Source organism: Mycobacterium persicum (assembly GCF_002086915.1).
Taxonomy (GTDB): Bacteria; Actinomycetota; Actinomycetes; order Mycobacteriales; family Mycobacteriaceae; genus Mycobacterium; species Mycobacterium persicum.
Genome location: NZ_MWQA01000001.1, coordinates 1,084,226 through 1,096,321 on the forward strand (window position 1 = coordinate 1,084,226; position 12,096 = coordinate 1,096,321).

At 65.4% G+C, this 12,096-nt stretch carries 10 protein-coding genes and 1 pseudogene; 5 read left to right on the forward strand and 6 right to left on the reverse strand.

The window, feature by feature from the left end; genetic code table 11:
- Positions 1 to 45: 45 nt before the first annotated feature.
- The gene (gene mbtG / locus B4U45_RS04820) at positions 46 to 1,404 is read right to left on the reverse strand and encodes an NADPH-dependent L-lysine N(6)-monooxygenase MbtG (protein ID WP_075548063.1); all 1,359 of its coding nucleotides are present in this window, start codon (positions 1,402 to 1,404) and stop codon (positions 46 to 48) included.
- 182 nt (positions 1,405 to 1,586) lie between these two features.
- On the opposite strand from mbtG, the gene B4U45_RS04825 reads away from it, so the two are divergent.
- Genes B4U45_RS04825 through B4U45_RS04835 form a run of 3 tightly spaced genes read left to right on the forward strand, consistent with a single transcriptional unit; the run spans position 1,587 to position 5,164 of the window.
- Positions 1,587 to 3,242 (forward strand): (2,3-dihydroxybenzoyl)adenylate synthase, encoded by a 1,656-nt coding sequence (locus tag B4U45_RS04825; protein ID WP_083154392.1) that lies wholly within the window; start codon positions 1,587 to 1,589, stop codon positions 3,240 to 3,242.
- 58 nt (positions 3,243 to 3,300) lie between these two features.
- Entirely contained in the window at positions 3,301 to 4,302 is a 1,002-nt protein-coding gene (locus B4U45_RS04830; protein WP_075548076.1) for an alpha/beta hydrolase, read from the forward strand.
- A complete protein-coding gene (locus B4U45_RS04835; RefSeq protein ID WP_075548065.1) occupies positions 4,280 to 5,164 on the forward strand; it encodes an SDR family NAD(P)-dependent oxidoreductase in 885 nt (294 codons plus the stop codon). The genes B4U45_RS04830 and B4U45_RS04835 overlap by 23 nt, the downstream gene beginning before the upstream one ends.
- A gap of 21 nt (positions 5,165 to 5,185) precedes the next feature.
- Here the strand turns inward: B4U45_RS04835 and B4U45_RS04840 are convergent, their stop codons facing one another.
- The 3 genes from B4U45_RS04840 to B4U45_RS04850 all read right to left on the reverse strand — a co-directional run bounded on the left by B4U45_RS04840 (position 5,186) and on the right by B4U45_RS04850 (position 8,516).
- Positions 5,186 to 6,202, reverse strand: a complete 1,017-nt coding sequence (locus tag B4U45_RS04840) for an acyl-ACP desaturase (protein ID WP_075548066.1) — start codon at positions 6,200 to 6,202, stop codon at positions 5,186 to 5,188.
- 70 nt (positions 6,203 to 6,272) lie between these two features.
- Positions 6,273 to 6,959: a sigma 54 modulation/S30EA ribosomal C-terminal domain-containing protein gene (locus B4U45_RS04845; RefSeq protein ID WP_306770976.1), complete on the reverse strand. Its 687-nt coding sequence runs from the start codon at positions 6,957 to 6,959 to the stop codon at positions 6,273 to 6,275.
- Positions 6,960 to 7,220: 261 nt separating this feature from the next.
- Positions 7,221 to 8,516: a salicylate synthase gene (locus B4U45_RS04850; protein ID WP_075548068.1), complete on the reverse strand. Its 1,296-nt coding sequence runs from the start codon at positions 8,514 to 8,516 to the stop codon at positions 7,221 to 7,223.
- A 438-nt stretch (positions 8,517 to 8,954) separates the two neighbouring features.
- Between B4U45_RS04850 and B4U45_RS04855 the strand changes: the two genes are divergently transcribed.
- Together B4U45_RS04855 and B4U45_RS04860 are read left to right on the forward strand one after the other, a co-directional pair.
- A complete protein-coding gene (locus B4U45_RS04855; protein WP_023365698.1) occupies positions 8,955 to 9,164 on the forward strand; it encodes a hypothetical protein in 210 nt (69 codons plus the stop codon).
- Between the two features lie 289 nt (positions 9,165 to 9,453).
- On the forward strand, positions 9,454 to 10,689 hold the full coding sequence (locus B4U45_RS04860; protein WP_075548069.1) for a sodium-dependent bicarbonate transport family permease: 1,236 nt from the start codon (positions 9,454 to 9,456) through the stop codon (positions 10,687 to 10,689).
- Between the two features lie 7 nt (positions 10,690 to 10,696).
- On the opposite strand, the gene hemW is transcribed toward B4U45_RS04860, so the two are convergent.
- Both hemW and B4U45_RS04870 read right to left on the reverse strand, forming a co-directional pair.
- Entirely contained in the window at positions 10,697 to 11,869 is a 1,173-nt protein-coding gene (gene hemW, locus B4U45_RS04865) for a radical SAM family heme chaperone HemW (RefSeq protein WP_099225071.1), read from the reverse strand.
- A 38-nt stretch (positions 11,870 to 11,907) separates the two neighbouring features.
- A pseudogene (locus tag B4U45_RS04870) lies at positions 11,908 to 12,096 on the reverse strand (PE domain-containing protein); the annotation flags it as partial.

The window sequence follows — 12,096 nt, forward strand, 5'->3', positions numbered from 1 at the left end:
GCCGTCACTTCCGGCACGCGCTGCGCGCTCATGGCCGTGTCTGCGTCACACGGATTGATATTCACCGCTTCGTCCCCGTGACGCATCGCTGACACCGATTTCGGCGCCCAGCACCCGGTCGGCAAGCAGTCCCAGGCAGCTCAGGTTCGGAAATCCCGGCCCCTCATTGAAGCCGGATAGGTTGGGCAGGAATAGTTTCGGATGCAGCCCCTGGACAGCAAGGTCATGCCCGATGGATTCCTCGAGACGGTCACTCGTCAGCGGGCCGCCCAGTTCCAACTCGAGCATGTCCACGGCATCCTGATCCAGCAGCGGCAGGAACCACAGCGGGTCGGCCCCCGATCCATCCACGACGAGATCGAAATCGTGTACGGTCGCGGACAATTCGTCGCCAGGAGCGCTGTGGCACGACCCGGCGGTGGTCACTCCCGCCGGGGCACGGCCACCCCGGTCCGCCAGCTGCGGCCGGTCGGTGTGCACTGTGATCCGGATACGCCCGGCGCGATTTTGCGCATCGGCCACCCGCCCCCGCAAATGCCTGATTCTTTCGTCGGCAAGCAGTAGCTCCTGCGCCCGCGCGGAAAACACCCCGCGGTCGGTGCGAGCAATGTAGTCGCGCCGTTCGGCACGGGTCAGGCTGCACCACTGCGTGGGATCGGAAAACAGCGAATTCTCGAAGAACCCCTCGCCGCGGGTAAACAGCGTCGCTTGTGGCGAGATCGCGGTAATCGTTGAAACCCGATGGTGGAAAAGCTCGTTGAGTATCGAGGCGGCAGTCTCCCCGCCCCCGATGACCGCGACTTCGTCGGCAACGATCCGGTTGTCACCCGCGGTGCGCTGCCAGAACTGCGCGATCGACAACATCCGCGGGTCCCCGGGGAGCATCGACCGCTGCGGCTGACCCGGACCGGTGATCATCACCGAATCAGCCGACACGGTCGTGTCGGGTGTCTGCACGACCCAGCGCAATCCGGCTACCGACAGGTGAACCATCTCGCCGCGAACGACTTTCAGCCCCACCGCGTCGGCAACCCAGCGCAGATACCGAGCCCAGCTGTCGTGGGTGGGCGCCGGCCTACCCCGGTCGATCCAGCCCACAAGTTGGTCGGTGGCAACCAGGTATGACTGCCAGCTAAACCGCATCATTCGTTCGTCGAGTTCGGCATTGCGACCTGGAACCACCGTCGACCGATACGGGAAGCCAACATCCTTTTCCGGGCTGGTGCCCAACCGCTGCCGACCGTCGGTCCAGCCGCCGCCGGCTCGCCAGTTAGCTGCCACACCGGCGCGTTCGACGGCAACGACGTCGCCCACCTCGATGCCCATTTCCCGCAGCGTCGCGGCCTTCGCGGCCACAGCGACCGCCTTCGCGCCCGCCCCGACCACCGCGAGCGTCCTGGTCATCGCGGACCCGCCGACCGCGCTGAAGGGTGGGGACAATTGCGGCATTCCGAGTCCGTCCGCACGCCGGCGAGTGATGCGCCGCCCACCACACCACCTCCGCCGCTTAGCCCAGGCTGCCCTAACTTCGTGCTACGCTACCCTACGTCTAAAGGGCAGGACACGTTCGACCCAGGGGGCATCACGTGCCAGTCACTTCTGTCCAGCCGCCGCAACCGGCGTCGCTCGCCGGCTTCGTCCCCTTTCCTCCAGAACGGGCAGCAAGATACCGGGAAAGCGGGTACTGGAGCGGTCACACAGTTGATGCGCTGTTACGGCGGGCCGCGTCGACATGGCCGGACCGTGTTGCCGTGGTCGATGACTCAGGCAGCCACACCTACTCCGAACTCGACGGACTGGCGGACCGGGCCGCCGCGGGCATAGCCGGCGTCGGGATCGCGCCCGCCGACCGGGTGTTGCTGCAGTTGCCGAATACGCGCCAGTTCGCCGTCGCGTTTTTCGGCTTGCTGCGTGCCGGGGTGATTCCGGTGATGTGTCTGCCCGGGCATCGGTCGGCAGAACTGACTCGCTTCGCCAAGGTAAGCGATGCGGTCGGGTTCGTCATCCCCGAGACGGCCGGCGGTTACGACTATCGCACCATCGCCGAGCAGCTTGCTGTCGCACATCCGCGACTGCGCCATGTCATCGTCGACGGAGATCCTGGCCCATTTATCTCCTGGTCAGGGTTGCCCACCGGCAACCCGCCGAAGAATGTGGTCGACACCGCCTCTCCTGCATTGCTGCTCGTGTCAGGCGGTACCACCGGCATACCGAAGCTGATCCCCCGTACTCACGACGACTACGTCTATAACGCCACCGCGAGTGCCGAGCTGTGCGGCTTGACATGCGATGACGTGTATCTCGTGTCACTGCCGGCAGCGCACAACTTCCCGCTGGCCTGCCCCGGCATTCTCGGCGCGTTGTCTGTCGGCGCCACCGTCGTTTTCAGCACCGATCCCAGCCCGGAGGCCGCGTTCGCCACGATCGAACGGTACGGTGTGACCGTCACCGCGCTCGTGCCGGCGCTGGCCAAGCTGTGGGCCCAAGCCTGCGAGTGGGAACCTGTGACGCCAAAGACGTTGCGGCTCTTGCAAGTCGGTGGTGCCAAGCTTGAGCCTGAAGACGCTCGCCGGGTGCGATCGATGTTGAGCCCGGGCCTACAGCAGGTATTCGGGATGGCAGAGGGGCTGTTGAACTTCACCCGCCTCGACGATCCACCGGACGTGGTTGAGCACACTCAGGGGCGGCCCCTGTCGGCCGCCGATGAACTGCGGATTGCCGACGTCGAGAGCCAGCCGGTGGCACCCGGTGAAGTCGGCGAACTTCTGGTGCGCGGTCCGTACACAATCAACGGCTACTTTTGCGCCGAGCAGGATAACCAACGCTGCTTCGATTCGGACGGGTTCTATCGCAGCGGTGACCTGGTGCGCCTTCGTGACGACGGCTACCTCGTGGTCACCGGTCGGGCCAAAGACGTCATCTGCCGGTGCGGGGAGACCGTCGCGGCCCAGGACATCGAAGAGCATCTGTTGAGCCACCCGGCGATCGGGTCCGTCGCCGCGGTCCCGGTCCCCGACCCGGATCTAGGCGAAAAGATCTGCGCGGCGGTAGTTTTCGCTGGTACTCCGATCACAATTGCGGAACTGAACGGCCACCTCGACGAGCGCGGCGTGGCGGTACACGCCCGCCTGGACATGCTTTTGCCGCTGGCATCACTGCCCACCACGGCGGTCGGGAAGATCGACAAGAAGGCGATCGCGCGTCAGGCCCTCACCCGGCGCCACTCCCTCGCCGATCCATGAATTTTTCCCCGAAACTTACCATTGACTAATGTCGCCGTTTGATATTGACTCGCGTGCCATGATGGACGTCGTTCCGGCGCGCGGGTCGTTACGCTCCCGCACCGCGGTGGCGGTGAGCACGGCGATCATGCCGGCGATCACCGGCGCGATACCGCCGGAGCGAGCATGGGGAATGTGGCTGACGCGCCAGCTTATCGCCAGACTCTTGGGCACCTTCGGGCCATCTCTGGCGGGTACCCGGGTCGAACACGTGAATTCCGTTCTGGCGGACGGCCGTCGGGTCCGTGGTGAATGGGTGTTCGGACCGCACATGGAGGCGACGCACCGCTCGTCGGCCGGCACCGCCGGGGTGATCTACTACGTGCACGGCAGCGGCTACACCATGTGTTCACCCCGGACACACCGGCGGCTGACGTCATGGCTGTCGTCACTGACCGGCCTGCCGGTGTTCTGCGTCGATTACCGATTGGCGCCGCGCTACCGCTTCCCCACTGCCGCCGACGACGTTCGTGCCGGCTGGGACTGGCTACCGGAGGCGTCCGGCCTGCCGCCGGAACGCATTGTGGTGGTTGCCGATTCGGCTGGTGGCCACCTATCGGTGGACATGTTGCTGCAACGGGATGTGGCCGCGAATCCACCGGCGTCACTGGTGTTGTTTTCGCCGCTGATCGACCTTACGTTCACGATCTCGGCCGCTCGCGAACAGTTACGCCCAGATCCCGCTGTCCGGGCGGCCGCGGCGGCCCGGGTGGTCAGCCTGTACTACGCCGGCATCGATCCCACCCATCACCGCCTGACCCTCGACGTCGCCGGCGGACCGGTGCTACCGAACACCCTGATCCAGGCTGGTGCGGCCGAAATTCTGGAGGCCGACGCGCGTCAACTCGCCGCCGACATCCGCGCCGCCGGTGGCAGTTGCGACCTACAGGTATGGCCCGACCAGATGCACGTATTCCAGGCGCTCCCGCGAATGGCGCCGGAAGCAGCGAAGGCCATGGGATACGCCTGCGAATTCATCGTAAATTCATTGCAGGACAATGACGCTGCCGAGGCAGGCTGAAGTGTTGGGGCCTGTGGGCAGGCTGCTGAACAGGTCGAGGGCCACCACGCACGGGGCCTTGGCCGTGGTTACCGGCGCCGGCAGTGGGATCGGCGCCGCGTTCGCGGTCGAACTCGGCCGCCGCGGCAGCGCGGTGGTCTGCAGTGACGTCGACGAAATAGCCGCCCACAAGACGGCCGCGATGCTCACCGAACGGGGTGCGAAAGCCACTGCGATCCGCTGCGACGTGTCCCGCGTGGACGACGTGTGTTCGTTGGCCGAACAGTCGCAATCCTGGTTCGATGCGGCGCCCACGCTGGTGATCAACAACGCCGGCGTTGGGGCCGGCGGCGCGCCCGTCGGCGAAGTGCCCCTGGATGATTGGAAGTGGGTGCTGGGCGTCAATCTGTGGGGACCCATCCACGGCTGCCACGTATTCACTCCTATCCTGCGCGCCGCCGAGCCGTCACGAACCCCGCGGGGCATCATCAACGTCGCCTCGGCGGCGGCGTTCGCCGCAGCTCCCGGCATGGCGGCATACAACGTCAGCAAGGCTGGCGTGCTCTCCCTGTCAGAGACCCTGGCGGCCGAATTATCGGGCACCGCAATCAAGGTCACGGTGCTGTGTCCGACCTTCGTCAAGACCAACATCGTCGAATCCGGCCGTATCAGCGAACAATCCAGCGAACGTGCCGCCAAACTGATGCGCTGGACCGGATTTTCGGCCGCGAAGGTGGCGCGCGTGTGCTTGGACGCCCACGACCGGGGCGACCTCTACTGCCTGCCCCAGCTGGATGCCAAGATCGGCTGGAACGTCAAACGCCTGGCGCCCGGCACGTATACTCGGGCCGTTGGCCGGATCTCGCGGACGACCATCCCCTGACCGTCCACAGCGCAGGCATGCTCAGCGTCGGCTGAGCGTCAACGTCCCCGCGGTCTTGAGCACGCGGTCAGCGGTGATCTTCTCGGCCCTGCGAGCCTCGCGCTCGAGGTAGCGCTGTTTGGAGTCCTCGAACTTGTCGCTGGCCTCCTCGAGCTCCTTGATCAGCACGGCAAGATCGTCGCGCATCCACGCACCCTCGCCGGTGAAGTCCTCGCGTTCGAAAATCCGCCACTTCCGCAACACCGGCATGACCACCTCGTCGAGGTGGATGCGCGGGTCATAGACGCCGCCGACGGCGATGATCACGGCCTTGCGGCGGAACTCCGGCACCGTGAAGCCCGGCATCTTGAAGTTCCGCAGAATCCGGTGCACCGACTTGATCGCCTGGTTGGGCGCAATGTCGAGTCCGGCTGCGCTGACGTCCCGGTAGAAGATCATGTGCAGGTTCTCGTCGTGCGACACCCTGGCCATCAACTGCTCCGCGATGGTGTCGTTGCTGGCCTTACCGGTGTTGCGATGCGAGACGCGGGTCGCCAGCTCCTGGAACGAGACATACATCACCGAGTCGAAGACACTCTCAGCAAACATATCGCCCTGGTGGTTCTGGCCCGGGCTGAAGCCCCGTGTCATTTGCTCCATGCGAAGCTTCTCCAGCTCGACCGGATCCACCGCGCGGGTCACCACCAAGTAGTCACGCAACGCAGTGCTGTGCCGGTTCTCCTCGGCGGTCCACCGGTTGACCCACTGCCCCCAGGGTCCATCCATGCTGAAGTTCATCGCGATCTCGCGGTGGTAAGACGGTAAGTTGTCCTCCGTCAACAGGTTCTGGACCATCGCTACCTGGGCCACATCGGAGAGCTGGCTTTGTCCGGGCTCCCAGTCCTGGCCGTCGAGGGCATAGAAATTCTTGCCGTCCGACCAAGGAATGTAGTCGTGCGGGTTCCACTCCTTGAACATCGAGAGGTGGCGGTTGAGCAGCTGCTCCACCACGGGCTCAAGTTCATGAAGTAGCTGCAGGTTGGTCATTTCCTTCGGCATGAGAGGTCTCCCAGCTATGTGTGTCGTTCAGTAACAGTGAATATATCTGTGAACCCCGGTTACATGCAAGTTAGACACGCTGGAACGCAGTGATCAATCCGAGGTTGCCGTCGTAGCGCGGGTAGAGCAGGTTGCCGCGACCGGTGGCCGGGTCGGTGAAAAACAGCAGCTGGAGCCGGTGTTCACCGGCGCGGTGCACTGCCGCGTCCTCGGTGAGACACGGCGTCAGGCGGGAATTCACGATCAGCGGCACCACCGGCTCTGACGTGCTCGACGACCACGCCCATCCCGGGGGATACACGTGTCGTTGGCGAGCCAGCCGTAGCCCCGAGGGACCCGCCCGGTACACCACCGCGTCCTCGCCCGTCTCCACGTCGGTGAACAGGTGCGCGTCGTAGTCCATGGCATCCATCACCGCCACCGCCTCCAACGGCGTGGTGCGCTGCGGCACCACCGATTTCCGGCGTACCACGACGGCCCCGGTGGCGATGGTCAAGAGCCTGCGGGTCGGATCGGGCCAGGGACGAGGTCGCCACTGGCCGTACATCCGCGCGATATGACGATCCAGTCGCAGTAATGCCGGCGTCAGGTCGTCGATACCCGTGGTGACGGCAAGCACCCGCGCTGGTAGCTCGCCGACGCGCAGGTTCACCTGCATGATCAACGGCCCGCGACCACAGGCTCCGGTTTTCAGCCGAACCCGAGCGCCTCCGGAGATCTCGTGATGGGCCAGCACCCGCCCCACCGACCGCGCCACGTACTCACCTTGCGAAGCCGACACCCGTGGGCCGGAAAGCACTGTGAGATCGGGGAATTCTCGCACCGACCACGGCTTGAGCGCGTACACCCCGCAGCGACCCCGCTTTCTTCTTCGGCTCGAACAGCAGTCGAACTGATCGCTTCAGTCGAAGCGTCCCCGGCTGCCTTTCGAGCCGCTAGGGCCGAAAGTCCCTGTGAAGATGTGTTGCTGATCACCGCGCACGTAGATTCGTCCGGCCGAACCGGACTGCGGCGCCGGCTACTGACGTTCAACCAGGTAGGGCGCCAACGCAGACAGCTTCTCGCAGGTCTCTTCGAATTCCCGCTCGGGTAGCGACGCCTCGATGATCCCGGCGCCGGCTTGCAGCCAGGTGCGCCCGTCCCGTTCATAGGCCGCCCGCAACGTCAGCGCGGCATCGAGGCCGCCGTTTGCGGAGAACATCACGACCGAACCCGAATACAATCCGCGCGGACCTTCGTCGAGACGCAAGATGGCTTCGACTCCGCCCGCTTTGGGAATTCCCGACGCTGTTACGGCAGGAAAAAGGGCTTCCAGGGCATCCATCCGATCGCGCGCTGGGTCTAGTCGCGCACTGATCGTCGAGCCGAGGTGTTGCACACTGCCGCGCTCGCGCACCGTCATGAAATCGGTGACGGCCGCGGTTCCCGGTTTCGCGATCTGGGCGATCTCCCGAAATGACGTGCGTACCGAAATAGCGTGCTCGACAATCTCTTTGGCGTTGGACTCCAGGTCGCGGCGGGCTTGCATGTCGTCTGCGACGCCCCGGCCCAGCGCACGTGTGCCGGCCAGTGGCTCGGTGACGACGGCGCCGTCGGGCTGAACGCACATGACAAGTTCCGGGCTGAAGCCGAGCGCCCGAATTCCGCCAAGCTGAAACATGAACGATCGCACCGGAGTGTTGTGCCGACGCGCCAGACGATAGGTCGACGGGAAGTCGAGCTCGAAAGGCACGTCGACACAACGGGATAGGATCACCTTGCGATACCGGCCGGCCAAGATCTCGCGGCGGGCCGTGGCCACCCGGTCGCGAAATCCGGACGGGTCGGCGGACAAGTCGACTGCGCGGGACTGCGGCACGCCAGCTATCCCGTCGCGCAGTAACCGGTGCACCACCTGGCGATGGTGCGCCCCGGCCCCGACGAAGCAAATCTCGGTCCTGGTCATCACGATGCGGCTGCCGGGCCAAAATACCCGGGCCAACGGCGTGCGGGGCGCCAGCCGCTGCTGCAGCCCGTACCGGTAGACACCGAATTCGAAGGCGATCCAGCCGAAGACCTGGTCGGTCTCCAACAGCAACCGGTCGATGGCTTCGCCCAGTACCGACGCCGGCCGCCCCGACCAGGCTTGTCGGCGAGCGGTGCCGTTGTGGATCACCCGCAGCTCGTCGCTGTCCAGCTCCACCATCGCCTGCACGCCCAAGGCCAGGACCCATTGCCCGTTGTATTCGTAGAGCAGGTACTGCTCGCCGGGGGCCTCGCAAAGGGCGGCGGCCAGCTCGGCCGCTAGATCAGCCGGCTCCAGGTCGGCCGGCATCGGAATCGACACTTCAGCGGTACTGGCAGTACTGATCGCGATGCTCCCCTCCGCGGCATTAGTAAATGTAGCCTAACCTACTAAATGCGTTCTGCGACCTTGTCGCGCAGATGCCCTCCGCACTAGGGCTCACCGTGAGTCGATCGCTGTCGGGGCATACTTGATGGCATCATCGGGCCGCGGTGGCGGTACCCGGCCGGACCGAGTTTCCGACTTCTTCCGCAGGCTGCCGCCGGATGGCCGGTCGTTCCCGGCAGCTCACCAGTGCTCACGCCAGACGCAGGAAACTCCAAACGTTTACCAACCATTTACTTGTCGGTCACATGACGACAGATCGCTGTGCGCGCGACTCTCCTAGCATCACTGCCTAACCGGCTGCCTGTCAGCCGGCGACAGTCGTATGCCCATCCGCAGGCAAGCACGAGGAGGGACCAGCACATGTTCGTGATCCATCTCGCGGACGGCGAAGAAGTCCATGGTGAAAGCGAGGAGCTCTCGATCAACCAGGACACCGGCGTGCTTACGGTATGCAAGGTCGACGGCTTCGAGGAGACCACGACCCATTACTCGCCCATTGCGTGGCGGACGGTGACCCACCGCAAGCGGGACATTGGTGTCCGGCCGTCACTGATTTCTTCCGCGCGCTGACGGCCCGATCAGGATTTCACAGCATACTAGCAGCTGATTCACATTGAACTCACGCCATTAGGGCGCTGACAGCGCACTGCCAGCACAATTGGCACCACCGACTGCCACATGGCGGTACCGGGGGTCGCCGGGTGCCCGGAAATACCGCGAATCCAGGGGCTTTGCGCGAGTCAAGAGTAGCGGTCCGGCCGCAGCCTCGCTAAATTCTCAGCGTTGTCTGGGGTGTTCCCGGTCGCTCCGCTGAAGGTGGTTGCTTCCTGGATCGCGGCACGAAGCATGGGAGGCGCCAATGCTGCATGAGTTCTGGGAGAATTTCACCCACAACCTTTTCAAACCGCTGCTGCTGTTCTTCTACTTCGGGTTCTTGATCCCGATCCTCAAGGTGCGGTTCGAGTTCCCCTATGTGATCTACCAGGGCCTCACCATGTACTTGCTGCTGGCCATCGGCTGGCATGGCGGTGAAGAACTCGCCAAGATCAGCGCGTCCAGCATCGGAACGATCGTCGGATTCATGGTTTTGGGCTTTCTCCTGAACTTCGCGATCGGCGGGCTGGCTTATCTGCTGCTGAGCCGCATGAGTTCGATGCGGCGAGTCGATCGAGCGACAGTCGCCGGCTACTACGGGTCGGATTCCGCGGGGACCTTCGCCACCTGCGTCGCGGTGCTGACCAGCGTTGGCATCGCCTTCAACGCCTACATGCCGGTCATGTTGGCTGTCATGGAGATTCCCGGCTGCCTGGTGGCGCTCTACCTGGTGGCACGCCTGCGCCACCGCGGAATGGACGAGGCCGGGTATATGCCCGACGAGCCGGGCTACACCCCCCCGGCCAAGGTCTCACTCGGACCGGGAACCGCGGCGCGGCCGGCCCGCGGGGAAACCCTCGAGGCCGTCAACGACCGCGGAATCGAGCAGGAGTTGGAGCTCTCGCTGGAAAAGCAGGAGCATCCCGATTGGGAGGAAGCCGGGGAAGGCAGCCGCAAGGCCTCCCTGTTCTCACGCGAGCTGCTGCAGGAGGTCTTCCTCAACCCTGGGCTGTGTCTGCTGCTCGGCGGCATCATCATCGGACTGATCAGCGGACTGCAAGGAGAAAAAGTCGTCCACGACGACGACACCTTCTTCGTCACCGCCTTCCAGGGCGTACTGGCGCTGTTCCTGCTAGAGATGGGCATGACGGCATCCCGCAAACTCAAGGACCTAAGGACCGCGGGTCGGGGGTTCATCTTCTTCGGCCTGTTGGCGCCGAACCTCTTTGCGACGCTGGGAATCGTGGTCGCCCACACCTACGCCTACCTGACCAATAGCGACTTCAAGCCGGGCACCTACGTGTTATTCGCGGTACTGTGCGGCGCGGCGTCCTACATTGCCGTTCCGGCGGTACAGCGGCTGGCGATCCCCGAGGCGAGTCCCACGCTGCCGCTCGCCGCATCGCTGGGTTTGACGTTCTCCTACAACGTCACGATCGGCATCCCGCTCTACATCGAGATCGCCCGCATGGTCGGGCAGTGGTTCCATACCACCGCCTGACCACGGATTACCCCAACAGCGTGCGCACCACGGCGTCGGCGAGCAATCGTCCCCGGTCGGTGAGGATCAGCCGGTCGCCTTCGACGGCCAGCAGCCCATCGGCAAGTACGGCTTCGGCGCGCTGGCGTTCGGCGGCGTCGAGCCGGGCCACCGGTAACCCCTGACGCAACCGGATTCTCAGCAGCACATCCTCGGTGTGCAACGCGTCGGCTCCGAGCTGCTCGAAGCCCGCCACCGGCAGCGTCGCACCCGCCACCAGCTCCGCGTAGGCGTTGGGATGTTTGACGTTCCACCATCGCGTCGCGCCGACGTAACCGTGCGCACCGGGACCGGCGCCCCACCACTGGCCACCGGCCCAGTACCCGAGGTTATGTCGGCACTCGCCACCCGGGCGGGCCCAGTTGGACACCTCATACCAGCTCAACCCGGCCGCGGTCAGCCGCGCGTCGGCCAACTCGTAACGATGGGCGAGCACGTCGCCGTCCGGGGCGCTCAGCTCACCGCGCCGCACGCGCCGGGCCAGCGCCGTTCCGTCCTCGACGACCAGGGCGTAGGCCGAAACGTGGTCGACACCGGCGTTGATGGCGGCCTCCACCGAACGCAGCAGGTCGTCGTCGGATTCCCCCGGGGTGCCGTAGATCAGGTCGAGGTTGACGTGTTCGAAGCCAGCGTCCATGGCCTCGCGCGCGGCGGCGGTGGCCCGGCCGGGCGAGTGCACCCGGTCCAACGTGGCCAGCACCCGCGGCGCCACCGATTGCATGCCCAGCGATACCCGCGTGTACCCGGCCGCCCTGATCGCGTCGAAGAACTCCGGCCAGGTGGACTCGGGATTCGCCTCGGTGGTGATCTCGGCGTCGGGCGCCAGCGCAAAACAGTCGCGAACCATGCCGAGCAACGTCGTGAGGCGCTCACCGCCGAGCAGCGACGGCGTCCCGCCGCCGACGAATACCGTGTCCAGCGCGGGTGCGTCGAGCCGGGCGGCCGCCAGCTCGAGTTCCGTCCCCAGGGCCAGCAACCAGGCGTCCGGGTTGACGCCGCCGAGCTCGGCCGGGGTGTAGGTGTTGAAGTCGCAATACCCGCACCGGGTCACGCAGAACGGGACATGCACGTACAACCCGAACGGTTGTCCGGGACTGCGCAGCGTCCCAGGCAGCTCCACTGGTCGCTCGCGAAGAGTCATGCCAAATCTTCGCACGGCTCGCCGGTGCGCCGCGCCGCCTACCCGGTGCCCGGCAGACCGGGCTGGCCCAGCAACGACCCGCCGGCGCCGCCCAGGCCACCGTTACCGTTGGGCGGGCCCAGGCCGCCGTTACCACCGTTGCCGCCGTTGCCGATGACGACGGCGTCGCCGCCGCGGCCGCCGGCACCCCCGGTCGCGCCGGGTGCGCCCTGGCCACCGGCGCCACC